The organism is Halomonas sp. AOP25-F1-15, assembly GCF_052378675.1.
GTDB classification, from domain to species: Bacteria; Pseudomonadota; Gammaproteobacteria; order Pseudomonadales; family Halomonadaceae; genus Vreelandella; species Vreelandella casei.
This window is the reverse complement of sequence record NZ_JBQSXV010000001.1, coordinates 588,793-613,921: the sequence shown is the minus strand read 5'-3', so window position 1 is coordinate 613,921 and position 25,129 is coordinate 588,793. Positions and strand designations below refer to the sequence as shown.

Annotated in this window: 27 protein-coding genes; 4 read left to right on the top strand and 23 right to left on the bottom strand. The window is 51.4% G+C overall.

From position 1 onward, the window contains the following. Positions 1-2: 2 nt before the first annotated feature. The 5 genes from bcsA to ACT3TF_RS02745 all read right to left on the bottom strand — a co-directional run bounded on the left by bcsA (position 3) and on the right by ACT3TF_RS02745 (position 7,093). Entirely contained in the window at positions 3-4,538 is a 4,536-nt protein-coding gene (gene bcsA, locus ACT3TF_RS02765) for a UDP-forming cellulose synthase catalytic subunit (RefSeq protein ID WP_444671528.1), read from the bottom strand. Next, on the bottom strand, positions 4,538-5,320 hold the full coding sequence (bcsQ, locus tag ACT3TF_RS02760; RefSeq protein WP_441685811.1) for a cellulose biosynthesis protein BcsQ: 783 nt from the start codon (positions 5,318-5,320) through the stop codon (positions 4,538-4,540). The genes bcsA and bcsQ overlap by 1 nt, the downstream gene beginning before the upstream one ends. Beyond that, positions 5,317-5,745, bottom strand: a complete 429-nt coding sequence (locus ACT3TF_RS02755) for a hypothetical protein (protein WP_096279021.1) — start codon at positions 5,743-5,745, stop codon at positions 5,317-5,319. Before ACT3TF_RS02755 ends, bcsQ begins: the two co-directional genes overlap by 4 nt. 200 nt (positions 5,746-5,945) lie before the next feature. Then, on the bottom strand, positions 5,946-6,827 hold the full coding sequence (locus ACT3TF_RS02750) for a DMT family transporter (protein ID WP_192536323.1): 882 nt from the start codon (positions 6,825-6,827) through the stop codon (positions 5,946-5,948). After that, the gene (locus ACT3TF_RS02745) at positions 6,824-7,093 is read right to left on the bottom strand and encodes a SelT/SelW/SelH family protein (protein WP_096279016.1); all 270 of its coding nucleotides are present in this window, start codon (positions 7,091-7,093) and stop codon (positions 6,824-6,826) included. The genes ACT3TF_RS02750 and ACT3TF_RS02745 overlap by 4 nt, the downstream gene beginning before the upstream one ends. A 375-nt stretch (positions 7,094-7,468) precedes the next feature. Here ACT3TF_RS02745 and ACT3TF_RS02740 point away from each other — a divergent pair, with 375 nt between their 5' ends. The 3 genes from ACT3TF_RS02740 (at position 7,469) to ettA (ending at position 10,134) form a co-directional block, all read left to right on the top strand. Beyond that, on the top strand, positions 7,469-7,891 hold the full coding sequence (locus ACT3TF_RS02740; protein ID WP_192536322.1) for a PAS domain S-box protein: 423 nt from the start codon (positions 7,469-7,471) through the stop codon (positions 7,889-7,891). A gap of 184 nt (positions 7,892-8,075) precedes the next feature. Then, the gene (locus ACT3TF_RS02735; RefSeq protein ID WP_192536321.1) at positions 8,076-8,288 is read left to right on the top strand and encodes a PA3496 family putative envelope integrity protein; all 213 of its coding nucleotides are present in this window, start codon (positions 8,076-8,078) and stop codon (positions 8,286-8,288) included. 184 nt (positions 8,289-8,472) lie between these two features. Continuing rightward, positions 8,473-10,134: an energy-dependent translational throttle protein EttA gene (gene ettA, locus ACT3TF_RS02730; RefSeq protein WP_441668515.1), complete on the top strand. Its 1,662-nt coding sequence runs from the start codon at positions 8,473-8,475 to the stop codon at positions 10,132-10,134. 102 nt (positions 10,135-10,236) lie between these two features. On the opposite strand, the gene coq7 is transcribed toward ettA, so the two are convergent. From coq7 to phaR, 6 genes are all read right to left on the bottom strand, one after another. Further along, positions 10,237-10,878, bottom strand: coding sequence for a 2-polyprenyl-3-methyl-6-methoxy-1,4-benzoquinone monooxygenase (gene coq7, locus ACT3TF_RS02725; protein ID WP_444671527.1), 642 nt, complete (start codon positions 10,876-10,878; stop codon positions 10,237-10,239). An 84-nt stretch (positions 10,879-10,962) separates the two neighbouring features. Then, positions 10,963-11,304: a histidine triad nucleotide-binding protein gene (locus ACT3TF_RS02720; protein ID WP_096279006.1), complete on the bottom strand. Its 342-nt coding sequence runs from the start codon at positions 11,302-11,304 to the stop codon at positions 10,963-10,965. A gap of 30 nt (positions 11,305-11,334) precedes the next feature. Beyond that, positions 11,335-12,207 carry a phosphoribulokinase gene (locus ACT3TF_RS02715; protein ID WP_441668519.1) on the bottom strand — a complete coding sequence of 291 codons (873 nt, stop codon included), beginning with the start codon at positions 12,205-12,207 and terminating at the stop codon, positions 11,335-11,337. Beyond that, positions 12,207-12,647, bottom strand: coding sequence for an acyl-CoA thioesterase (locus tag ACT3TF_RS02710; protein WP_192536253.1), 441 nt, complete (start codon positions 12,645-12,647; stop codon positions 12,207-12,209). The genes ACT3TF_RS02715 and ACT3TF_RS02710 overlap by 1 nt, the downstream gene beginning before the upstream one ends. 57 nt (positions 12,648-12,704) lie before the next feature. Then, positions 12,705-13,991, bottom strand: coding sequence for a phosphoribosylamine--glycine ligase (gene purD, locus ACT3TF_RS02705; RefSeq protein ID WP_444671526.1), 1,287 nt, complete (start codon positions 13,989-13,991; stop codon positions 12,705-12,707). Between the two features lie 66 nt (positions 13,992-14,057). Beyond that, on the bottom strand, positions 14,058-14,591 hold the full coding sequence (gene phaR / locus ACT3TF_RS02700) for a polyhydroxyalkanoate synthesis repressor PhaR (RefSeq protein WP_444671525.1): 534 nt from the start codon (positions 14,589-14,591) through the stop codon (positions 14,058-14,060). A 151-nt stretch (positions 14,592-14,742) separates the two neighbouring features. Here phaR and ACT3TF_RS02695 point away from each other — a divergent pair, with 151 nt between their 5' ends. Beyond that, positions 14,743-15,456, top strand: a complete 714-nt coding sequence (locus ACT3TF_RS02695) for a 16S rRNA (uracil(1498)-N(3))-methyltransferase (protein ID WP_192536251.1) — start codon at positions 14,743-14,745, stop codon at positions 15,454-15,456. 11 nt (positions 15,457-15,467) lie between these two features. On the opposite strand, the gene rloA3 is transcribed toward ACT3TF_RS02695, so the two are convergent. The 12 genes from rloA3 to ACT3TF_RS02635 form a co-directional block, all read right to left on the bottom strand. Then, the gene (gene rloA3, locus ACT3TF_RS02690; RefSeq protein WP_192536250.1) at positions 15,468-16,022 is read right to left on the bottom strand and encodes a retropepsin-like aspartic peptidase RloA3; all 555 of its coding nucleotides are present in this window, start codon (positions 16,020-16,022) and stop codon (positions 15,468-15,470) included. A gap of 42 nt (positions 16,023-16,064) precedes the next feature. Further along, positions 16,065-17,333 (bottom strand): lytic murein transglycosylase, encoded by a 1,269-nt coding sequence (locus ACT3TF_RS02685; RefSeq protein WP_444671524.1) that lies wholly within the window; start codon positions 17,331-17,333, stop codon positions 16,065-16,067. 92 nt (positions 17,334-17,425) lie between these two features. Further along, the gene (locus tag ACT3TF_RS02680; protein ID WP_444671523.1) at positions 17,426-18,118 is read right to left on the bottom strand and encodes an FAD-binding domain-containing protein; all 693 of its coding nucleotides are present in this window, start codon (positions 18,116-18,118) and stop codon (positions 17,426-17,428) included. Positions 18,119-18,167: 49 nt separating this feature from the next. Continuing rightward, positions 18,168-18,788 (bottom strand): deoxyribodipyrimidine photo-lyase, encoded by a 621-nt coding sequence (locus ACT3TF_RS02675; RefSeq protein WP_444671522.1) that lies wholly within the window; start codon positions 18,786-18,788, stop codon positions 18,168-18,170. Further along, entirely contained in the window at positions 18,700-18,906 is a 207-nt protein-coding gene (locus ACT3TF_RS02670) for a DUF2256 domain-containing protein (protein WP_444671521.1), read from the bottom strand. Before ACT3TF_RS02670 ends, ACT3TF_RS02675 begins: the two co-directional genes overlap by 89 nt. Positions 18,907-19,060: 154 nt before the next feature. Then, the gene (gene mnhG / locus ACT3TF_RS02665) at positions 19,061-19,465 is read right to left on the bottom strand and encodes a monovalent cation/H(+) antiporter subunit G (protein WP_096278988.1); all 405 of its coding nucleotides are present in this window, start codon (positions 19,463-19,465) and stop codon (positions 19,061-19,063) included. Beyond that, positions 19,458-19,727: a monovalent cation/H+ antiporter complex subunit F gene (locus ACT3TF_RS02660; protein ID WP_096278986.1), complete on the bottom strand. Its 270-nt coding sequence runs from the start codon at positions 19,725-19,727 to the stop codon at positions 19,458-19,460. Before ACT3TF_RS02660 ends, mnhG begins: the two co-directional genes overlap by 8 nt. Then, positions 19,727-20,200 (bottom strand): Na+/H+ antiporter subunit E, encoded by a 474-nt coding sequence (locus ACT3TF_RS02655; RefSeq protein WP_096278984.1) that lies wholly within the window; start codon positions 20,198-20,200, stop codon positions 19,727-19,729. The genes ACT3TF_RS02660 and ACT3TF_RS02655 overlap by 1 nt, the downstream gene beginning before the upstream one ends. After that, positions 20,197-21,795 (bottom strand): Na+/H+ antiporter subunit D, encoded by a 1,599-nt coding sequence (locus tag ACT3TF_RS02650; RefSeq protein WP_444625339.1) that lies wholly within the window; start codon positions 21,793-21,795, stop codon positions 20,197-20,199. The genes ACT3TF_RS02655 and ACT3TF_RS02650 overlap by 4 nt, the downstream gene beginning before the upstream one ends. Continuing rightward, complete coding sequence (locus ACT3TF_RS02645; RefSeq protein ID WP_096278980.1) at positions 21,792-22,139, bottom strand: Na+/H+ antiporter subunit C; 348 nt, start codon at positions 22,137-22,139, stop codon at positions 21,792-21,794. The genes ACT3TF_RS02650 and ACT3TF_RS02645 overlap by 4 nt, the downstream gene beginning before the upstream one ends. 18 nt (positions 22,140-22,157) lie before the next feature. Then, entirely contained in the window at positions 22,158-22,589 is a 432-nt protein-coding gene (locus ACT3TF_RS02640) for a Na+/H+ antiporter subunit B (protein ID WP_444671520.1), read from the bottom strand. Next, positions 22,582-24,933, bottom strand: a complete 2,352-nt coding sequence (locus ACT3TF_RS02635) for a putative monovalent cation/H+ antiporter subunit A (protein WP_444625337.1) — start codon at positions 24,931-24,933, stop codon at positions 22,582-22,584. Before ACT3TF_RS02635 ends, ACT3TF_RS02640 begins: the two co-directional genes overlap by 8 nt. Positions 24,934-25,129: the final 196 nt, after the last annotated feature.

Below are 25,129 nucleotides of genomic sequence, written 5' to 3'. Positions count from 1 at the left end.
GGTTATTCTCCGCCTGAGTGCGTTTTGCTACCAGCATTTGCTCGACGCAGTGCTCGGCGTTTGAGAGTGCTATAAAGAAGTCCGGACAGTAAAAGCAGAACAATGCCCATAGCTAATAACATGGGAATAATGTATTGGCCGGTGTACCAACGGATAAGACGATGCCAGACCATTTCACCTCGAGGCGTCCGCGGCCCAACCTGATAAGCACTGACCTCTTGGCTCGGCGACACCATGACTAAATCCCCCACGGCTTGACGACTAACTTGGGGCTGATCAATCACGGCCGGTAGCGTGCGCATGCCTTCATCATGAAAAGCAGTGGCTACGATAATGCTGCGCGTGGGGTTCAGCGGTGACCGAACGCCCAGTAAGATCTGTTCAGGGGACTGACTGCCAATCCTATTGCGAGCGCGCTCGGTATCTCGCCCCCACTGGGCTTGTGCCCAAAGATTTAATCTATTCATTAAGTTCAAAGGCGTAACGCGTAAAGCCCCCTGCTCGATACTGAAAGGCCCAAGATAACGATTAAGCTCACTGCGTTCCAATTGATCAGCACGCGCAACGACCAGCATATCTCGGTCTGACAAGTTGTCGTTAAGCGTTAGCCCCTTGCGCACATTCAGCGCAATACTGGGGTATCCGGTAGAGGCCCCCATGCGCCCAATCAGCCCAAGCGCGGTGCCAATTTCGATAGCATCGGGTTCAGCGGCAAGCAGCAGCGTCGTGTGCGATAAATCGGCCCACTGCGTAAAGGGAAAGCCTGCACTCAGCCAGTATGAAAGCTCTGGTAACGCTGCAAAATACTGTGCATCGCTCATATCCAAATAAGAATCAGGGTACAGGCGCGTTTCAATGCGATCAGGAAGGCCCAGCTCACATCCATTTTCCGGCATATTCACTGCCATATTAAAATAAAAGCTGAGCTGGTTATTACCGTATAACTTTTCCTGGGGAATGCGTAACGTAGCGCGCTCTTTACGAATATCATTTCCCAGAAAGCGCCAAGCTTCCCAGGCTAAAGAACGCTTCTCAACGGGTAAAGAGGCTAGATAAGTGCCGTTAAGAGCAATCTCCAGTCGTGACTCATCTTCGTTTAGCCACTCGCCACGAGGGAACTCATAGCCCACTTCTAAGGTTACATGATCACCCGGCCATAAATGCATGTTTGGGGGCAGGCGAAAACTATAATTTTGCGGCGATGGGCGAATACCCTCACCGACCATTTCATTCTCACCAGCCATTTTGTCAAGATAGATCGGCTTATTAAGCGCCTGCCAGTTAGGTGCATCATAGGCCTCTCTAAGGGCTAGCTGGGGCGCACTTACCGTTTCACTATCGCCGCTTAAACGCTCTTGATAATGGGCTAGATATGCAGCGGCGCTTTTTACGTCTTGCTCTGTTGCTCCCGTGACAATCAATAAGCGATACATAGCATTATTAGGATTGGCCAGTTGCAGTAAGGTGGGGCCATCAATTCTCGGCAGCTCTACTCCTAAAGGCATCTGCTCGGGAGTCCCTACGACGACCGCATGCTGATCAGGTATTTGAGTATGATGAACGGGGAAGTCAGCGCCTCTAAAATCCGCTTTAATCGCAAAATACGAGGCTAATATTGCGCTTGCACTCAGCAGCGTTTCTGAAGGCATAGAGGGCATAATGAAAGGCAATACTAGCCTTTCCATGTCGGCCGCATCAGCGAAGGGGGCAGGTAAATTAGCGAGCCCATTAAGCGGCGGCAACGACTGAACATTCACATTGAGCGTCGAGCTTGGTAAAACCTCGACCCAAATATCTTCGCTGAGCAAGTTATTACACTGCTCTAGCGTTTGTCCGGCCACACTTAGCAGTAGTGTGTTATAGGTAATGATTAGCTCTGGCGGAATAGCCACCTCTGCAACAAGATGCTCTGCGGTAAATCGGTCAAGCTCTAGCGTCTCAATAACAATGCCATTGAGAGTAACGTCCAGCCGACTAAGCCCCTCAAGAAGAGCATCTGAATAGCGTATATCTAAGTGCAGCACAGCACCGGTAGACACTTCATCACTACGCAAAGAAAACTCGATACCCGCCTGAGCTCCGTTGCCCTGAATACGAAGAGGCTCAGGCTCGACCTCGTCTATACGCTGCAAAAGTGGATAAATTCGTTCCCGAGTCTCCAAGGGCATATTGAAAGCTAAACCGCCCCGTGCATTCACTTCAACATCAGGCAACGTCGCGGCCCCTTTAGGCAATGCCTCTAGCATTAACGGCCTAGCGTTGCTTGGCAAAGCCTGAACATCTAATGACTGGCTCCATGCTCGCTGGGTAGACATGATGCCTACCATAATCAACGCGACGAGAACCATTCGCCATACCCAGGTGGATACAGGAGTGGATACCGCTGTAGCAGCTGTTGCCATAGCTGAGCTACCAGAACGCGCGTCTGCCTGGCGTGCTTTGCCAGCACTGTCGCCCCCACCGGCAAATAAACGCCGCTCCTTCCAGTTTCGGAAAAACAGACCTGTGACGGCACGAATAACAGTCCACATAGAACGCAGCGGCTGATCGTGTGGGAGCTTGCGTTTCTGTAGCCAGGCATCAGCACGACCCATGACAAGCTTCACTAACTGGCGGCGCTGAACCACATTCAACGTGCCAAACCGCAGGCGTATATGCTGTGCATCACGGCTTACTATGTGCACAGGAAATAGGATCGGATTGCCATCGAATTCCATTTCGATAAAATCAATGCGCGCATCTTTTGAAAAGCCAGCTACTGCAGCTAGCTGCATGCCACCCATAGACAAATTTTGCGTCGTAGACGACAACGTATAGCCGCCAGAGAGATGTAAGACCACAGGCCGACTTAGCTTGATTCGTACGTATTCACGCACCTGCTTTTGTTCGCTGCCAACAGCGATAGCCGCCATCAGGAAAATTGCGCTAAATGAGGCCCATGCTACGTTAAACAGCAATACGCTTGCTTGCTCACCTTCAGGATTCCACCAAACTAAGCGTACGACACCCCATACTAGGCCCGCAGCCAGTAATGCCAGTAAAAACAGATGAGGTCGCGTCACATTAAAATCAAAAAAGCTTTGCTCGAGTCGCCCTCCTTTTTCCGTGACATCAAACTTGCCTCGATTGGGATTAAACAGTGTCACAAGGGAAGGCTTGAGCAAATGAAAGGTTAAAACCGTTTCATATATTTCATTCCAGAACGTGTAGCGATACTGCCCTACCAGCTTCGCATTGGTATAAACGGCTGCAAATAAGTGAGGAAGTACATAGACAGCAACGGCCTGAGGCGATGCTTGAATAATATTGAGCCCAAACAGCATGTAAGCCAACGGGGCTGTTAAAAAAATAAAGCGCACTAACGGAAACTGAAAGTGCAACATCGCGCTTAAATAGCAGAGCCGCTGGGGAATGCTCAACCCTCGGCCTAATAGGGGGTTATCACGCCGTAATATCTGCGTCATACCCCGTGCCCAACGCGCACGCTGAACAATATGCAACGCTAGTCGTTCCGTCGCTAACCCAGCGGCAAGGGGTATGCCTAAGTAAGCGGTAGACCATCCTTTTCTTTGTAGTTTTAATGCGGTATGCGCATCCTCTGTGACTGTTTCAACCGCAAACCCACCTATTTCCTCTAGTGCACTGCGCCGAATAACTGCACACGAGCCACAAAAAAAGGCTGCATTCCAATAATCATTGCCCTTTTGAATAGGACCATAAAAAAGCTCACCTTCGTGTGGCACTTCCCGGCCACTGACTAAATTCCGTTCAAAGGGATCAGGCGAATAAAAATGATGGGGCGTCTGTATAAGTGCTTGCTTCTGATCAACAAGAAAAGAGCCCACCGTCGCCTGTAAAAAAGCCCGCGTGGCAATATGGTCACAGTCAAAAATACAAATAAGCTCGCCGGACGTTTTCTGGAGCGCATTATTTAAATTACCCGCTTTCGCGTGTTTATTATCTGTGCGAGTAATATATCCAACGCCCGCCTGAGATGCGAAAGCGCCAAACTCAGCTCGCTTACCATCATCTAAAAGATAAACATTTACTTTATCAGCTGGATAGTCAATATTTTGCGCTGCCAAAACAGTATCACGAACTACGTCTAAGCTTTCGTTATACGTCGGAATATATACGTCTACCGTTGGCCACTTAGTGATGTCTTTAGGCAGTGGGACAACTTTACGATCAAGCAACCACGCCGACTGAAAGAAGCTCAGCACCAAGACAACCCAGCAGTAACCTTCTGCCGCCAATAGCCCAAAGCTCAATATCGGCTCTATAAAACCATCCGTAATGAGCGTTTCCGTTACCCGCCAATAGAGATAGCGAGTTGCCGTCATGACGGTTACTAATGCCATTGCTAAACGTATGCGCGGAGAATCGACCTGCCCCATGATTAATAAAAAAACAGCGGTAACGCCCCCAAAGGCCAGTTGGTTATTCAACGTCATCGGCGTTGTAACAACAATTAACATGACAGGGGTACAAAGAAGTAGTAATAGAGCGATCCACGCTTTATACATAAGGGTTTTCATTATTCACCCTCTTTGCGTACTTGAGATAGCTCGGCATCTTGCATTAAACGAATGAGATTATGGGCGATAGCCTCAATATCATTAACAACCGCAGAGGTATACGCATGTTGCAGCACAGAAACCTGCAGCGCGTGTGCTTCGGACACTGCTGCGTCACGGTGAACCGCCCCTAGCAGTGACGCCTTCAAACGCTCTTTTAAAAGCGCGTATACGTCGCGACTTAGATCATTACGAAGGTCTAGCTGATTGGCGACATAGTACAAATGCCTGCCAATGGTATCAGGATAAAAGCCACCACTTTCAATAGAGGGTAGAACGGCCAAAGAGGCGCTATCGGCCATCAGCATAGTGATGCACAGTGGCTTTAACTGGCAAACAGCCTCTAGTGCTACGGAGTGCCCTGGCGGCAAGTCAACTAACAGCACATCGTTTGGGGAGTTATAAAAGCCGCTAAGCGCTTGATATAGGGCTCTTGGATCATTGGCAAGAAACGTTTCGAAGTGATGGCGCTGCTCTCTAGTTGTACAGCCATAGGCAAGCACGTCAATGCCGCTTGCCGTTGTTCGGGCCATTTCACCCCAATAGGGAGTAGACGCGGCTTCAACGACATAGCCTTGAGCATCATTAAAAGCAATACCGAAGTGAAGCTTCAATGCATCTTGGCTATCAAAGTCAATGACAGTGACATTTAAACCTTGGCGTTGCAAAGTGTAAGCAAGATTAGCAGTCAACGTTGTTTTACCAACTCCCCCTTTAGGAGAGGCAACACAAATAAGCGTCATTTATTGATTTGCCTTATCAACGCTTTTAGCGATGTTCCCTGACGGTGATTACTTTGAGCATCATCATTACTATCTGTATAAGACTGAAATAAATGGCCAAAAGAACGCTGCGTTGCTGGCTTGTCAACCGGGTGCTGGTGAGAAGCATCAACACCTGATGTCGGTTGTTTATTTTCTAGGCGATACGGCACCGCCTGCTGCACCGGCGGCTGTTCACGCTCCTGGGCATAAACCGGAGGCACAGCAATAGGCCTAGACCTCTCAACGCTTTTTGGCGAGGCGCCCGGCGCTTGCTTGGCAATCCCATCAAGCAATTTCCAACGCTGCTGATCGTGTGAATAAGCCTCGTCAGACCTAAATTGCTGATACTCAAAATCCGCCCCGAACTGCTCGCTCAACACACCAATGTCTATGCTCTTCTCCATGCCTTTGTTATAACCTCTCTCTAGCCGTAGCTATCGGCTCAGCTGAAGATTAATGTATCGTTATGGTCACATTCCATTATTTAAGAAAATGTACTCATACTTCAGAACTAGTATTTTGTTTGACTTTTATACTAGTTCACATTTCACTTCAAGAATTAAAATAATAAAAAAAGACAAAAAGAAACATTTTACTACCCAGACTACCCCCCCTCTGGCTGCTTCTGCTGGGTTTGCATCCCTAACCCTAAAAGTATTAACACCAGTCCCATTAGGGTTGATGGCAAAATAGGCTCTCCAACCACCAAAAAAAGCAGCATCAGTGATACCGGGGGCGAGAGAAAAATAAGATTAGAAACCTTTGCAGTGCGCGACACCTTGTGGACAGCCATCTGCCATAAAATGAATGCTATGCCCATTTCAAACAGCCCGACGTAAACGCCTGCCCCTAACGCCCCCCAGCCATGCCACTGAAAGCCAGGGCCTAGTAATAACAGGATGGTTAGCACCGGCAAACCCACCGTAAAATTTTGCCATTGGCCCACTAATGCCGGGCGTGAGTCGCGCGCATTAAGCAGCCAATAAAGCGCCCACAGTAATGTTGAAGCGAGAGCCAGAACAACCCCTAACGGGTCAGCAAAAGAGACATTGAACACCGCGCCACGCGTTGCAATCACCCACACCCCGGCATACGCAATCAATCCAGCGATGATATCCATGCGCGTTAAGCGTTGTCCCAGCAAGGGCACGGCTAAGAATGCCATCGCCAACGCCCAGGTGTAATTGAGCGCCATCGCCTCCTGCCCTGGAAGTCGGTCATACGCAGCAAAGAGCACCAAATAGTAGGCAACGGGGTTCATTAACCCCGCCCACGCGGCAGTCTTCCAACCGGTGCGCAGCGCCGTAGCAAGATTGCCCTGCTTTATAACGAGCGCCCCCATTAATGCCCAGGACACAAGCACTGCGAGCCACATCAATTCTAATGGACTCATCCAAGCAAGCGCCACTTTAAAGGCCGTCGCTACGGTCGACCACAGCGCAACGGCTCCTAGCCCATACAGGATGGCTTGGCGATCCTGATTCATCGGTCGATATGCCCTAAATCACGCCCAGGCTCTAGCTGGTCACGCACACTTTGTTTGAGGCGCTTGATATCCGGAAAACCACCGTCGCGTTTGCGCTCCCATAGCAGCACATCCTCATACCAAATCTCAAAAGTGCCGCCATGAGATGGCATCAGTGCCACTTCATCTAAACCTTCACCGAAGGTCGAAAGCAGCTCCTGAGCATACCAAGCACTGCGCAGCAGCCATTGGCACTGCGTGCAATAGCGAATTTGAACACGTGACATTGTAAATTTTCCCGTCAGGTTAATAGGGCCTCTTTAAACACCATTCTGTCATGTCGAGTTAGCTTGAAACAGGAAACAGCCACCCGCTCGTCTTAATGGCGTTACTTTCTACACATCGCTACCCTTTCGTTTGATGCATGTCGTTTAGTGGCCAGCGGCTAAGGTCGGCGTAAAAAACACCTCGCGTCCGATCCTAAGAGTGCGTTGACGATTGCAATGCATCGCAACGCTCGCCATGATGGAGCTCGATAGCCGTTACGGACTGACACCTTGGCTATCGAGCCTCTAAAAGTGAGTAAAAATCCCGCTCGGACCACGCATAGAGCGAACGGCATGTTCTCCGGAAAGGACAGGAGCTGCAACAGGAACCCTTTGATGAAACGATCTCCCTTGATCAGCCCAGAGCTGCTCGAACGCATTATTGATGCATCTGAAGATGGCATTGTGGTTGCCGAACAGGAAGGGGATGAAAACATCCTCATCTACGTCAATAAGGGCTTTGAGCGTTTGACGGGCTACAGCGCTGACGAAATTTTATATCGCGACTGTCGTTTTTTACAAAACGAAGACCGCGACCAAGATGCGCTTGTCGCCATTAGAAAAGCGCTAAAAGCAGGCCGGCCGTCTCGTGAAGTGCTACGCAACTATCGAAAAGACGGCACCATGTTTTGGAATGAACTTTCCATTACACCCGTCTACGACGAAGCGGATAAGTTGATGTATTACATTGGTGTACAGAAGGATGTCACGGAACGTACCGAGGCACAGCTTGCCCTGGCAGAATTACAAAAACAGTAAGAAACCTGCTAAAAATTCACTTTTTAACGCAAAAAAAACCAACAAGGCTTGAACTTCAGCCCAACTGGCGTTATATAGCGACAAGGCGCTTAAACGGCGCTAGGCGCTTCACTTCGTAGACTAACCGAGTTTACCAATGAAGCCGTTGTGATGCCGGTACGCCGGCTGGGTTGGAGGGCATATCATGAGCCGTGACCCCTTAAGTCGTGAAACCTTTACTATCGATAGCGTCGACTCAGATGAGTTCGAAAGCTTAGATGCTGTTAATGATGACCATTACAGCAAAAGCAAACCAAGTAAGGCCGACAGTTTGCGCTCTCGGCGCCAAGTTGAAGCGTGGTTAGAAGAGCGCCGATTGCAGCGCGTTATTGAAGATGACTGGGATGAAGAAGAGTAGCCATTCGTTCCTCCCCGCTTGCCAGCACTGCCATCAACCAGCTTAGCCTTCTCGCTCTATGGGTAGGCTTAGCTAGCAGAACACTTCTCGTAGCCTAGCCTTTCCCGGCGCAGACCTCTATCATCAGTGCATAGCTAGCCGCATGCGGCTATTGCTTTTTCTTTCATCAACCTAACGGATCTCCATGGCGCAATACGTTTTCACCATGAATAGGGTTGGCAAAGTAGTGCCGCCCAAAAAGCAAATTCTTAAGAATATTTCGTTATCGTTTTTCCCAGGTGCCAAAATTGGTGTGCTGGGCCTCAACGGTTCGGGTAAATCCACACTGCTGCGTATCATGGCCGGTGTCGATAAAGAGTTTGAAGGTGAAGCTCGTCCGATGCCCGGTATCAATGTTGGCTACCTCCCTCAGGAGCCACAGTTAGACGACGAGAAAAACGTTCGTGACACCGTTGAGGAAGCGCTCGGTGCCATCAAAGAAGCGCAGGAAAAGCTCGATGCGGTTTACTCTGCCTACGCAGAGCCAGACGCAGACTTTGATGCGCTCGCTAGCGAACAGGCACGTCTTGAGAATATTATTGAAGCGGCCGATGCGCACAACTTAGAACGTAAGCTTGAAGTTGCCGCTGAAGCCCTTCGTCTGCCCCCTTGGGATGCCAAGGTAGGCAATCTATCAGGCGGTGAACGTCGCCGCGTAGCGCTATGCCGCCTACTGCTTTCCAGTCCCGACATGCTGCTGCTCGACGAGCCCACCAACCACCTTGACGCTGAATCCGTGGCTTGGCTTGAACGCTTCCTGCATGACTATAACGGCACCGTGGTCGCGATTACTCACGACCGCTACTTCCTGGATAACGTTGCAGGCTGGATACTCGAACTTGACCGTGGGCAAGGTATCCCGTTCGAGGGTAACTACTCGCAGTGGTTAGAACAGAAAGATGAGCGCCTGGGCCAAGAAGCTAAACAAGAGGCTTCGCGCCAGAAAGCCATCAAGCAAGAGCTTGAATGGGTGCGCAGCAACGCCAAAGGCCGACAAGCTAAAAGCAAAGCACGCCTTAACCGCTTCGAAGAAATGCAGTCCGGCGACTTTCAAAAGCGTAATGAAACTAACGAAATTTATATTCCGCCGGGGCCGCGCCTGGGCGATAACGTTATTGAGTTTCGCAATGTCGCCAAGCGCTTTGAGGACAAGTTACTTTATCAAGACCTCTCCTTCACCATTCCACATGGTGCGATTGTAGGTATTGTTGGTGGTAACGGTGCGGGTAAATCGACCTTATTTAAACTGATAACGGGTAAAGAACAGCCTGATGTCGGTGACGTAGTCATTGGTGAGACGGTCGATATTGCTTACGTTGAGCAGCTACGTGATGCTCTTGATGACAAACAGACCGTGTGGGAAGCTGTTTCTGGTGGACAGGACATCCTCAACATCAACGGCTATGAAGTGTCATCACGCGCGTACGTTGGTCGCTTTAACTTTAAAGGCAACGACCAGCAGAAGCGCTTAGCAGAACTGTCTGGCGGTGAGCGTGGCCGCCTGCAGCTCGCACAAACGTTGCAGCAAGGGGCAAACGTTCTGCTGCTTGATGAGCCCTCTAACGACCTGGATATCGAAACGCTGCGGGCATTGGAAGAAGCACTGTTAGCATTCCCAGGCTGTGCCATGGTGATTTCACACGATCGTTGGTTCCTTGATCGTATCGCCACCCACGTGATGGCATTTGAGGGTGATTCTGAGGTGGTCTTATTCGAAGGCAACTATGCAGAATACGAAGCAGACCATAGAAAGCGTGTGGGCAATGACACACCTAAACGCATGAAATATAAGCGCATTGATGCCTGACGAAAAATAAGATGATGGCTATAAAAAGGCTCCGCTCTGCGGAGCCTTTTTATTTTCAGCGAATGTGAACCGCAGATATCAGCAGCCGATCAATCCCGTATATTAAAAGTGATAGACACCCCTAGTCACCATTTTAGCGCCTAAATGCATTAGCCACTTAATTGGCGCTGGAAAGCGCAACCCTCCGGCCTCTAAGGCGATATGCGCATGATGCGTTTCATCAATCGCCATTTGACGCAGTATAGTGCGCGAACAGGCATCGCCTGCGGGCAACGATTGCTGATGCAGGTCAAGAGACTTACCCGCCTGCTCTTCAGCCGCGGCCAAAAAGCCCAGGCTTACGCGGTCACTTACCGCACCGGTCGCTGCACCTATTCCAAACCCGGCGATATAAAAAAGTGGATTTAAATAGCTGGTTCGGCTGTGTAACTGCTCAAGGCGCTCGTCACACCAAGCGAGATGATCGATTTTCTCAAGCGCCGACTGCTCCATTTGCTTGCGTGCATGGGGCAACTGCGCGGTGATGCCCTGCCCTTGATACAGTCCTTGCAAACACACCCCACCGGTGTGATGAATACGCATTAAGCCAGCGGCATGACGGCGCTCGTGATCGTCCAGCCTTTCTCCGGTGACATCCTTGGCGGGGCTGACACGCTGCGGAGATGCCGCATGAGGGGCAAGAGTACGCAAAACGGTATCAAACTGGTGAATCAGTCTATCGGCTCGACTCTGTTGACGATCCATGGAAACACTCCGTTGCCTAACTAAGCTTACCGACTAAAGCGTACTTAATTACCAAATCGTACTTATCTTGCTCAAGCGTAATTACTAGCCGGGGGGCCAAGTGAAGATACGCCCACCCATTAGATGCATGTGAATATGATAGACCGTCTGCCCGCCCATTTCGTTGCAGTTCATCACCACACGGTACCCATCTTCATCAAAACCCTGCTCACGGGCGAGCTTAGCGGCGGTGAGCTGAAGGCGGCCAACGGTTGCTAGATCGGCTTCTTCAATATCATTCAGCGTCGAGATATGCTTTTTAGGGATAATTAGCTGATGGGTGGGTGCCTGAGGGCCAATGTCGTTAAAAGCCAGAACGTGCTCATCTTCGTAAACAATATCGGCCGGAATTTCACGATTGATGATTTTACAAAAGAGGCATTCCATAGATTACTCCATTACTTTTATCAGCAAGGATTAGCGAAAACGCCGCTGTGCCAGCAAATGGCGAACCAAAGGAGCGAGGATTAGCTCCATCGCCAATGACATCAGTGCCCCGGGTACTACCAGCGTATGGGGGCGCGTCATAAAGGAGTCTTTAATCATGGCCAGCAGCCAGGGAAAGTCAACGGTGGAAGGGTCCCTAAAGCGGATGACCACTAACGACTCGGCGTCAGTAGGAATGTCCTGGACCTCAAAGGGGTTAGAGGTATCAACCGTAGGCACGCGCTGAAAATTGATGTGGGTGCGCGAGAATTGCGGCTGAATGTAGCGCACATAGTCATCCATTCTGCCTAAAATCGTATCGATCACCGCCTCTTGTGAATAACCGCGCAGCTTTGTGTCACGATCAATCTTTTGGATCCATTCAAGGTTCATGGTCGGCGCAACGCCGACTAAAAGATCAACATGACGCGCAATATCAAAGTCTTCAGTTACCAGCCCGCCGTGCAAACCTTCATAGAAAAGCAGGTCAGTACCACAGGGCAGTGACTGCCACTCGGTGAAAGTGCCTACGCGGCAGCCCGCTTCAATTTTCTGCTTATCTTCGGCGTGAATATAGTGTCGAAACGTACCGGAGCCATGCTCGCCGTACTCACCGAAAAGCCCTTCTAGCCTATCCAGCAAGTTAGCCTCAACGGCAAAATGGGAGAGTTCGTTCTTGCGCTCAGGCTCTTCGCGGAAAATACGGTGCAAGTCATCGCGCGTATAGCGATGAAAAGCATCGCCATCGACGATCGCTGCATGCACATCTTCCCGCAAAAACATACGCTCGAAGCTGCGCCTTACGGTCGTTGTGCCTGCCCCAGAGGAGCCGGTCACGGCAATTACCGGGTACTCTCGTGACATTAGCCACTCCTCGCAAGAGAAAGCGCATGTTTCACGTCAGCGGGCACATCCACAGGGGCTCCTGTGTTTAGATCAATCAGCAGCTGGTTGACGCGCGCCGTTGCTACGATTTTCTGAGATTCACTCTGGCGAATGCGCTGATAAATCGTCAACGCTTTGCCTTGAGGCGCCGGCACGGCGGTTTCAATAATCAACGCATCAGGCCAGCGCGCTTCACTGAGATACTGTATCGCCAAATCAGCCACCAGGCTGGGGTACCCACACATGTCCCATTCGGGCAAATTCAGTGCCGCAAAAGCCTGCACACGAGCCTCGTGAAGCAGCGACACTATCGCGTCATGCCCTAAGTGTCGGCCGTAATTCATATCAGTTACACGCACCGTCAAGGGGTGGCGGTGAATAACCGCTTCAGCGGGAAAGTCCAGCTTGACACGTTCCATGCCTGCATCCTCGACGGTGTTGGATAGGAATGACGCTGTATAGGCGCAAATGTTTTTTTAGGCCTCGCGAGAGATTGCTCTAAAGGCAATATCACGACGGTATTCAGCGCCGTCCCAGCGAATCGCTTTAACGCCTTGATACGCTAACTGCTGTGCCTTTGAAACCGTCATACCCAGCGCCGTTACGCACAGAACGCGCCCACCGTGAGTAGTAATTTCGCCTTGAGCGTTCTGCGCGGTGCCGGCATGAAATACTTTACAGCCGTTTTGCTCCGCCGCTGCCAAGCCATGAATCACATCGCCCTTCCGATAGTCACCAGGATAACCACCCGCCGCAATCACCACACCGACCGCCGCACGCGGATCCCATTCGCAGCGATGTCCTGCTAATGCTCCCTGTGCGCCGGCTAAGCAGAGCTCAGCGAAATCAGACACTAGCCGCATCATAATCGGCTGGGTTTCAGGATCACCAAAACGACAGTTATATTCAATCACTTTGGGATTGCCTGCGGCGTCAATCATCAGGCCTGCGTACAAGAACCCGGTGTAAGCATTTCCCTCTGCGGCCATGCCGCGCACGGTAGGCCAAATAACCTGCTCCATAATCCGCGCGTCAATCTCGTCAGTAACCACGGGTGCCGGAGAGTAAGCCCCCATGCCGCCGGTATTAGGACCGGTGTCGCCGTCATAAGCGCGCTTATGGTCTTGGCTAGTCGCCATGGTAACAACATTCTCACCGTCCACCATGACAATAAAGCTGGCTTCTTCACCTTCTAAAAACTCTTCAATGACTACGCGTGCGCCAGCATCACCAAACGCATTAGCTTCCAACATGTCACGAATGGCATCGGCTGCTTCTACTTCGCTCATCGCGACAATAACGCCTTTGCCAGCTGCAAGGCCGTCCGCTTTGATGACGATGGGTGCACCCATTTTGTTCAGATAGGCAAGTGCAGGCTCGACTTCAGTAAACGTTTGGTAGTCTGCTGACGGAATATCATGGCGTGCTAAAAAGTCTTTGGTGAAGGACTTCGACCCCTCAAGCTGAGCAGCGGCTTGATTAGGGCCAAAAATCGTCAAGCCAGCCGTTTGAAAGCGGTCAACGATCCCTTCTACCAGCGGCGCTTCCGGGCCGACCACCGTCAAGCCAATCTGCTCATCACGGGCAAATGCTACCAGGCTATCGATATCCGTTGCGGCAATCGCGACGTTAGTAACCTTCACTTCCGTCGCCGTACCGGCATTGCCCGGTGCAACGAAGACGTGTTCAACGCGGGTCGACTGAGCCAACTTCCAAGCTAAAGCGTGCTCACGACCACCGCCGCCAATCATCAAAACCTTCATGTTCATCCTTCTCAAACGGGAGAGCGTTATTGGCGGCATTATGCCACAGCGCGGCCCCAAGTGGGGTCAGGAGGTTTTGTCCTGTTTCTTTTTATTGCTTCCGCCAGCATCGCCACCAGGCTTAACGCTGCTCTCTGACGCTTGGTGATCGCCAGCGTTAGCTTCATCGCTTTGCGCAGATTGATTCAGGGTCTTTTGCCAAAAACGCATATTCTCTTCGCCTAACTCGCGCATGAAGTCCAGCGGCGTGTTACGCATGGCCTGCTTCCATTGGCTTTGCAGACGCTTTTGCTGTTCCAGCATCAACTGCGTACCCTGCTCAAGATAACGTGACAGTGGCAGTGGCGACGTCATGTCATAAACGCGGATCAGTTGCGCCAACAAATCGTTGGAGAACACTTGTGACTCTCCGTCTGCCTGCTCTTGCTCAATGATGATCGATAGCAAAATAGTGCGGGTCAGGTCTTCACCGCTTTTAGCATCTTCAACGCGAAAAGGCGCTTCGTCGATGATTAAGCGACGCAGGTCTTCTAACGTTACGTAGCGGCTTTGCTGTGTATCATACAGCCTGCGGTTAGCATACTTGCGAATCACGCGCACGGCGCATCTCCTTAAAAGCGATAGGGACTTTAAAAGCGATAGGGGCTTTTTCCCGTTGCTGGTATTGTGCCTGCACCACGCGCCCATGCAAGCGGCTTTGATCGATTTGGTAGACGCAACACGCCTATTCTGTGACCAATAGACTCTCATTATGAATTTGATTTTACTCAGCCCCGATGACCTTACCGGCGATAACCGCGCCTGCATCAGCGACCCGCGTAGACTGGGCCATCTGCATAACGTTCATCGCTCCACGCCAGGAGACCTGCTTACCGTCGGAATCCAAGGGGGAGCGATGGGTAAAGCGCGGCTCACTGAACTCACCGCTGAACGTGCTTATTTCACGCTGGAAACGATGGATGAGCCACCGCCAGCGCCACTACCGGTGCATTTGGTATTAGCACTGCCAAGGCCACGTATGCTAGCACGCACTCTGGAGCACGTGACTGCGCTAGGTGTGAAAGACATCACCCTGCTGCATACCAAGCGGGTAGAAAAAAGCTACTGGCAGTCTCCCGAGTTACGCACGGAAAAAATACACCAGCATCTAGTACTAGGTTTAGAGCAAGCCCGTGACACGCAGCTACCTAACGTTACGCTTAGCAAGGGGTTTAGGCCTTTCTTAGAAGAACAGCTTCCCAGCCTACTCAAGCAATACCGAGGACTGCTGGCACACCCTGGTATGCCACACGCTTGCCCGAGAGATGTTAAATACCCAACACTCTTACTGGTAGGCCCAGAAGGCGGTTTTATTGCTTGGGAAGTAGAGCAACTGCTAGCGGCAGGCTGTGAGGGAATGCACCTTGGACCGCGAATTTTACGCGTAGAAACAGCCGTGACGGCGCTGCTGTCACGGCTATTCTAAGCGTTTATACGTTAAGACTGATCATCTTCCGGGTCGTGAGGCACGACCTGGGAATTCTCATCGCACCCAGGTTCTTGCAAGAAGCTATTACGCACATCAAGCAACCCAAGGTGGCTGATCGTGCTGCGGCCAAGCAGCATCGGATAAATCATCTCTTCACGGTCGCGTAAACTGAACTGCTCTTCGTAGATGGTATCGCCCATGCACACTTCCATCAGAATAACGGGGCGGTCATCGCTGCCACCCGCGCCGCGCACGGTTTGTTCACGATACAGCGGGCGCTCAATTTCATCACTGAATACTTCACCACTGTCCTGATCTTCCAGCTTGAGACGAAAACGCACCCACTCCTCATCCTCTTGCTCGAACAACTCAATGTCACGAGCGTCAAGCGATGATGTTAATGCACCGCTGTCGAGCTTTGCCTTAACCGTAATATCCCAGGGCTGAAGCGTCGCATTTTCTACCCAGCCAAACACTTGATCGTCGTCTGCCATCGCGGTGGAAGTAGATAGCAAGGCACCAATAACAGCACTGCCTAATAACGTTTTTCCTAGCACTCGCATAGCATCATCCTTGGTAAGTTAAAACCTTCAATAAAACGTTGCCTACTCAGCACGGCTTCGCAATTGCTCTAAGAGGGTCTGAGTTGCAAAGCCGTCTGGTATTAACCCTTGATCACGCTGGAAGTTCCGTAATCCTTGCCGCGTATTGGGACCCATGACACCGTCAGCGCCTCCCGCTGAGTAGCCGGTACGGTTTAACTCGCGCTGGAGTTCCTTCACATCATCGCGGGTCAGCGGCGTTTCCCCTCGCGGCCATTCATGCTGGGTGCCCTCTCGCCCGGCAATAGCATCACCCAGTGTGGCCACGGCGAGAGCATAACTGGTGGCATTGTTATAACGTAAAATGGCGCGAAAATTAGCCCCTACTAGAAAAGCGGGGCCTTGAGCACCGGCAGGTACCACTACAGACGCGCTATCGAAATTTGGCAGCTCGCCCTGCTGCGCTCGAACGCCTTGATCACGCCACTCGGCACTACTGCGTCGGTCGGTCTGAGTATAATCAAATCCTTCGGGTAGGCGTATCTCCACGCCCCAAGGCTGACCCGTTTGCCAGCCAGCTCGCGCTAAGTAATTTGCCGTCGATGCCATTACATCGGGAATACTTCCCCAGATATCACGCCGACCATCACCATCGCCATCGACGGCATAAGCTTCAAAGCTGCTGGGAATAAATTGGGTATGGCCCATCGCGCCGGCCCATGATCCCTTCATTTGATCTGCGGCTATATCACCCTCGTCAATGATACGCAGCGCAGCGAGCAATTCACCTCTAGCAAAATCACGGCGGCGGCCATCGAAAGCGAGCGTAGCAAGAGACTCTAACGTTGAGAAATCACCGAAATTGCTGCCGTAGTTACTCTCGATTCCCCAAATAGCGACAATAATTTCGGCAGGTACGCCAAAGCGCTGCTGCATTTCCAGCGCGGTATCGCGGTGGGCCGCTAACTTTTCTCGCCCGGTATTAACACGCGTAGATGAAACCGCGGTATCAAGGTATTCCCAAATAGGCCTGACAAATTCGGGTTGGTAGCCATCGAGCTCAATGACGCGATCAAGGTGACGTATGCAATCGAATGCTTCGCTCAATGTCGCTTCGCTAATGCCTTCGCCGGCGGCATAGCGACGAAACTCATCCAACCATTGCTGAAAATTAGCGTAGTTAACCTGTGTAGCAGCACGCGCATCGACTTCAGTCATCAGCTGCTGATTTGCGAGTGCTGCGCCTCCAACGAAGGGGGTGCTCAACGCTATCGCCAGCGAGGCACACAGTAAGGGGCGGTAACGCCGCCCTGCAGGCAAATTAATAGACATCGTTTATATCCTTAGGCAGTCCTTGGCATGTCTAGAATGATGGCCTAGAAAAGTAGTAGATACTAGACGCTGAGGCTGATTAGAGGGCGCAATTATCTTTCAAGCGATGTCATCCAGTGGGCGACATAGCGCCCATGCGGGTCATAATGATTGACCTGCTGCTGCACATCAAAGTAGCGACGATGACACGCGCCTCTTCCCACGCCGGCGATATAACGCCAGTTTCCCCAATTGCTGGCAACGTCATAATCAATCAAGCAATGCTCGAACCATAAAGCGCCTAAACGCCAGTCTACCTGCAGGTCGTTGACCAAGAAGCTGGCGACATTTTGCCTGGCGCGATTGGATATCCAGCCAGTGCGATGAAGTTCCAGCATGGCCGCATCCACAAACGGCACGCCAGTCACAGCATTACGCCAAGCATCAAACGCCGCACTCGGCTTGGCCGCTAGAACCTTACCAAACATTTGCACACCTTCAGCCTGGGCGACACGTATAAAATACTCACGCCAAAGCAGTTCAAACGTGATCCAGTAGCTCGATTCATTGCTGCCGTGTTCGGCTTCCCACGCTTTCACTGCATCATTAACTTGGCATGCCGTGACACAGCCGCGCGCAAGCCACGGCGAAATGCGTGTTGAAAAATTCGCGCCTAAAAGACCGTTGCGGGTTTGCTTATAGACTTCTGCGCCCTTTTGATGCCACAGATAGTCATGAAGACGCGCATGCGCCGCCGACTCCCCTCCCACGTAGGTATAGCCTTGACGTGTATCCGGCTGCCACACAGCGCTATGCTCAGAGACAGCCTTTAACGGCGGAAAGCCACGCGGCGCCTCAGGCCAAGGCGGCAGTGTTACCGGTGCAGGTCGGCTCGCGGAAAGTGAGCAGTTTTTTTTCTACGCAGCGCCTAAAGGCCGAAAAACTTTGCGGTAGCCTATCCGCGTCGAAAGGCAGCGCCTGCCGATTAATCAGCTGCCCGCTCTCAATACAGCTCAGCGTTGTTCGGTCGGAAAGCCCACTGGCCACCGCTTTAATCTGCTGTATTTCTTCAACCCCTGGGTGGTCAGAAACGCGGACATGGCGCGCACTAAGCGACCAGGCCAGCTCAATCACCACATCGCTTGGATTACCGATGCGGACAAGCAAATCACTGCCGCGCTTTAAAAGCTCGCCGCGCAACGCCATTAAGCATTGCCATAGGAAGCGTAAACGCGCCGGGCCTATCCGCGGCACAGAATCGTCTTTTATGAGAGGAGCACACCACCGCCGGTCCAACACATAAAGGCACAGTAAATGACTGGGGGGAGCATTAAAGTGCAACAGAGGGTTGTCGGCCACGCGCAGGTCGTCTTGCAGCCAGACAATATCAACGGTGGGGTTCATGCCCTTGCCTCCCAGCAGCGCATTGCTGTTTTGCAGTACGTCGACACCGCTCGCTGCAATAGCGCACCTCATCCCAACAACGTGCCCATTTCTTTCGCCAAACAAAGGGGCGCTGGCATAAAGCACACGTTTTCTGGGGCAGGTGTTGTTTGCGTTGCATACTCACAGGCGCACTTCTTAATAAGCACATGACTAATCATGAACACATGATCCTACACGGTATAACTGTTGTACATTAATTATTATCAATAGGAGATGATAAACGTCAGCACTGCGGAACATCAAACGCAAAAAAGCCACCCGTAGGTGACTTAGCGGCAGGATAAAAACTGCAAACGATCGCTCTAGTCTGGGTCGGTATCTCGTGGCTGGCGTTTGGCATTTTCTTGGGTCTCCAAGCCACTTTTTAATTCGTGGGTCAAAGGATCATAGTTAGGCCGTAATTCATCCTTTATTGTGCCGCTCCAAAGCTTGGACCCAACGAAATAACCGGCACGACCAATCACATGGGCGGCCACCGGTGCTGTCATTAAAATAAATAATATGATGGCAAAAGAGCGCGCGACGATTCCCACTTCAGCAAAGTGCATTGCCGCCGCCAGCATTATTAAAATCACGCCTAGTGCGGCGGCTTTGGTGGTCGCATGCATACGTGTTAGCAGGTCGGGTAAACGCAGCAAACCTACAGAGGCAAGCAGCATAAACAGCGCACCGCCAAGAATCAGCGTGCCTTTTATAAAATCAATCATCGCGCGGGCCTCCTCGTTCTAAAAAACGCGCAAAGCCAATAGCCGCCAAAAAGCCCATAAGTGCGACCACAATTGCGGCGTCGAGGAAACTAGCAACCTCTGTTTTGATCGCATAAACCCCCACCAACCCTACCAAGGTGGTCGAAAAAAGCTCTAACGCTACAACGCGATCGGGCAAACTGGGGCCGCGTACAACACGCACGAAGGTGAGTATGAGCGCTATGCTCATAATCACTTGGCTAATTAAAATAACGGTATCCATCAGCGAAATAGCTCCAGGGCCCGGTGCTCCATCTCTTTTAAATTACGCCGCAGCTCTTCTTCATCGTCTAAAAACATCGCATGGATATACAGCACCTTACGATCATCAGACACATCTAAGCTAAGTGTGCCGGGTGTCAGCGAAATCAAGTTAGCCACCATGGTGATTTCCATTTCCGTACGAGCCGAAAGTGGCAGCGCAATAACGCCAGGTTTCATATGCCAAGGCGGCGTCAAAATATCAAAAGCCACGCGCAGGTTGGCTTGAATCAGTTCTTTCAGGAAAAAACCGATAAAGCCCACAAGCCGCGGCACCCGCGCCGGGTAACCTTTCAATGAGTCAAGCTGAGGCTCAATCAAAACAAGCGTGATATAGCCAAATATCAAGCCGATAAGAAGATTCAAACCGGTGAAGTCACCGCTCAACAAGACCCATGCCAGACCTAATAGTAAGTTCCAAATAGCTCCTGTCATGGCGCATCCTCTCCTGTTGCCGCTTCTTCAGCGTCCGCTGCTGATGAATTCAGCAACGTGTCTTCTACACTGGCCGAAGCGCCCAGAACGGCTTCGATATACCCCGATGGTTCAAGCAACTGATCACCAATGCCCGTCATCACCCACATAATCGGCTCAGCAAATACCCCGATCAACAGAGAAGACATCGCCAGCACCATCACCGGTAAATACATCATCCACAGGCTTGGCTTTAACAATCGACCATCATCTCCTGTCGGAGTAACAGTTTCAGGCACGTGATTATCTTCCGGCAGCGACTTCCAGAACACCTCATTCCAAATTTTCACCATGGAGTAGAGCGTCATTAAACCTACCGCCAGCGCGATCCCAGTTACGACATAGGCTTCAGCTTCGAGGCCTGCGCGCACAATGACAAATTTAGCAAAGAAACCAGACAGCGGCGGGATGCCCGCTAGAGAGAAAGCCGAAATAAAGAAGGCAACGGCTAGCCAGGGGCGCTCCCGATACAAGCCTCCCATCTTTTTGAGTTGATACGTACCCTGCAGACGATGGGTGATCCCGCTAATCAAGAAGAGGTTAGTTTTCACCACCATATTATGCACGATGGCAAACACGCCACCGGCTATCGCCAAGGGCGTATAAAGCGCTAACCCTAAGATCATATAGCCAATCTGGCTGACAATATGAAACGATAGAATACGCCTAAACTCATATTGGGCCGCCGCGCCCAGCACGCCAGTCACCATCGTAAAGACCGCCCCCCAGAGCATAATGTCCTGCAAATAGCCCATGGTCTGGTCAAACATCAGCGTAAAAACGCGGAACAGCGCATAAACGCCGACCTTGGTGAGCAGCCCGGCAAACAGAGCTGAAACGGCGACAGGCGGCGTGTGATAAGAAGCAGGTAGCCAAAAGAACAATGGAAAGGCGGCTGCCTTAATGCCGAAGGCCACCATAAACATAACGGCCAACACTTCAACCATGCCCGTGTGCTCAGCCTCCCCCATACGCAGCGCAATATCGGCCATATTAAGCGTCCCCACCATCCCGTAGAGAAGCCCAACGGCGGTCAAAAAAATGACCGATGCCAGCAGATTCAAGGTGACATATTTAATCGCCCCCTCCATCTGCGCACGCTCACCGCCTAGAATCAGCAGCGCAAACGACGCCACCAGCATTACCTCAAACCACACATAAAGGTTAAAGATATCACCGGTTAAAAATGCCCCCATAACGCCGGCTAAGAGCAGGTGCATTAAAGGGTAGTAGCCAAATTTTTCATGCCCCCGGCCGGTCGTGGCCAGCGAATAGATCCCCATTGCCAAACCAATGACGGCGGTCATCAGCACCATGACGGCACTCAGCATATCGGCGATGAGCGTGATGCCAAACGGCGCGGGCCAGCTGCCCATCTGCATCGTGACGTAGCCGTCTGAGAGCGTTGATACGAACAGCCACAGACTAACAATCAGCAGCGCCGCATTACCGGCCACTGCCAAAAAGCGCTGCATGGGGCGGGAACGCCAAAACAACAAAGAGATTGCCCCTGAAAGCAGCGGCAAGAGGACGGGAAGAGCAACTTCAGGCCTCACGTATCGGTATCCTTCATCTTATCGAGATCATCAGCCTTAACCACTTCATAGGCACGTCGAATCAACACCACCGCAAAGGCAAGCACGCCAAAGGCAATTACGATAGCTGTCAGCACTACCGCTTGGGGTAAGGGATCAGCGACGGCGCCTACCGGCTGCATCATGCCTTCAGGAATCAGTGGCGGCGCGCCCCGCGTCAATCCCGCCGTTGTAAAGATCAGCAAATTGGCCGCGTTTGAAAGCAGCATTAAACCAATCACCAGCTTCACGATAGAGCGACGCAGCATCATGAAAATAGCCGTTGCGTAAAGCAGCCCTATGGCTACCGCCATTAGTGGTTCCATGCTGAGCCTCCTGTTAACTCAAGGTTCATCCTTGTCGACCTCCATCAGCGTCATCACCATACCGGTGACTGAGCCCAGCACCGCGAAATACACACCGATATCAAAAATCAGCGGCGTGGAGGCTTTAAAGTCGATGATTGGAATAGTCCACCACTGGGCGGTTAAAAACGGTTGCCCCATAAACCAGGCAGGCACGACGGAAACCATTCCCAGCAATAAACCAATGCCAATAAGGTCTTTGGGGTCAACCATACGCAGCACTTGCTTGGTCGCGCTAACGCCAAAGGCAAACAGGTAAAGCGTAAATGCCCCCGCCGCCACCAGGCCTGCGATAAAACCGCCGCCCGGCTCATCGTGTCCTCTAAGCAACAAGAAAACGGAAAACATCAGCTGCAGCGGCATTAAAAAACGCGCTGCCGTATTGAGGATAATGGTGCCTGACTTAACCATTGTTAGGCTCCTTAGCCGCTACTTTGCTGTTTTCACTCGGTTTATTCTCATTACCTTCGCTATGACGCAGCTTCAGCATGGCAATAACGCCAACGGCTGCGAGCGCCAAGACAAACATCTCACCTAGCGTATCTAGCGCCCGGTAATCGACCAAAATGACATTGACGATATTGCGGCCAAAGGCCAAAGGGGCGCTGTTCTCAATCATGTATGTCGAGATAGGTTCAAACTGCTGAATACTCCACGAAGTCATAATCAGCAGGCAAATCAAAATACCCATCATGGCGGCGACAGCGCCATCACGGATACGCTCAAGGCTGGTAGAAAGACTCGAAAAGCGCGGCAGCCGGAACAATACCAGTACCAGCAAAATCACCGTCAAGGTTTCCACCAGCAGCTGGGTAATGGCGAGATCAGGCGCACTGAAAAGAATAAAGATTAACGCGATAGAGAAGCCCATCACGCCTACCGACACCACCGCCCCAAGCCGGGATCGAGAAATGGTCGCGAACAACGCTCCCATTACCATACAGCCTGCGACAACGGCCTCGTGAAAGCGCACGTCTAGGTCAAAGGCAAGCTCAGGCGAATGGCGCAGCAATATGGAGTTACTAATCAAAACGATCAGCGTAATCAGCATAATAAGAATGTAATTACGCATATAGCCGTTTTGCAGTATGCGCGTTTGCCACTCGGAGAAATGTACGATGCCATTCATCGCGCTCTCATAGCCGGCCTCAGGGCCATGGCGCATAACCGGCGCCAGTATGGATAACTTGGCACGTACGCTGTCCCAGCGTTTAAACAGCAAAAAGCCTAAGCCAAGGCTGACAATCGACATTATTAATGCCACGTTCACGCCATACCAAAGCGACAAAGAAACGTCGCTCGGTTGCCCAGAAATGGAGCTCGCGGCAGCGCTCAGCAGTGCATCGGCGCCTAACGTCGCAGGCCATAAACCAAGCAAAAGTGACCCTGTTGCTAAAAGCGCCGGCCCCGCTAGCATGCTGAGCGGCGCCTCATGAGGATCTAGCGGTGTTTGATGACGTTTGCCGTAAAAAGGACGTAACGCAATAATAAAGGCTACCGCGATCGTTAATATCGCGGCAATAAAGGCAAATATCACCAGCAGCATGTTGAAGCTGTCGGCGCCGAGTGCCGACTCAAACTTCAGCTCCTTGCCGATAAAGCCTATTAACGGCGGTACCCCAGCTAACGAGAGCGCAGCAATCAGCGCAATCGTTGCCGTTACCGGCATCACTGAACGTAGCCCCCCCATGTGCGTCACATCCTTGGTACCGGTTTCGTGATCCAAAATACCGGCGACCATAAATAGCGCCCCTTTATACAAAGAGTGCGCCAAAAGGAAAGTAACGAAAGCGGTCATCGCATAGTCACCGCCAATACCTAACAGCATTGTCAGTGTGCCCAGCGCCATAATCGTTGAGTAGGCTAATAGTTTTTTAATATTCGTATGCTGAATAGCTAAGAACGAACCGGTCAACATCGTGGTCGCGCCGACTACGGAAAGAATCCCTACCCACAACGCCGTGCCGCCCAGCTCTGGATATAGCCGCGCGAGCAGATAAATACCCGCTTTCACCATGGTGGCTGAGTGCAAGTAAGCCGAAACCGGCGTTGGCGCAGCCATCGCGTTAGGCAGCCAAAAATGAAACGGAAACTGAGCTGACTTAGTGAACGCGCCAAGCAGCAAGCAGATCAGCATGGGGGTATAAAGCGCATGCTCACGTAAATCTGTATCGCTACCAAGAATCTCTGACAGCGACCAGCTGTCGCTAGCAATGCCCAGCAGTATCAGGCCAGCCATTAACGCCAAGCCGCCGGCGACGGTCACAAATAATCCCTGACGCGCTGACTTGCGTGCCTCAATATCCGCATGATTAAAACCAATCAGCAAATACGAGGTAATACTGGTTAACTCCCAAAAGATGAACAGCGTTAATAAGCCGTCGGCCAATACCAGCCCTAGCATGGAAACCATGAAGGCTATTAACGCGATATGAAACCGCGCGAGATCAGGATGATCTTTCAAATAGCCGCCGGCATAAATTAAAACGAAAGCACCAATGACGGTAATCAACAGCCCGAAGAGTAGCGACAGGCCATCTAACAAAAACGTAAGGCTGATACCCAATGACGGCACCCACTGCCACTCGAGTAGCAAGCTGCCATTGCCAATCACATAGGGAGCCTGAAGGGCTAACCACGCCGCCAGCCCTGCTGGGAATACTGCCAGCACAAGGCTTGCGCGCTGGCCGAACCATCGATGCAGCAACGGCGACGATGCAGCCAGCAAAAAACCCATTAATATGGCAAGTTGCATCTAGCATTATCTCCTAAATAACGAAACGCCCCACCGTTAGATCGGGCGCGAGGGCTATGGTCACCATGCCTTTGGACTGGAACGCCAGCGTTGAATAATAGTGATTTCAAAGTGAGACAGCTTATAACAGACAGTTTTGCCTGACCAGTCAAACGCTTAAATGCAAATAGCCGCAGCGAAGTAACCCCCGCTACGG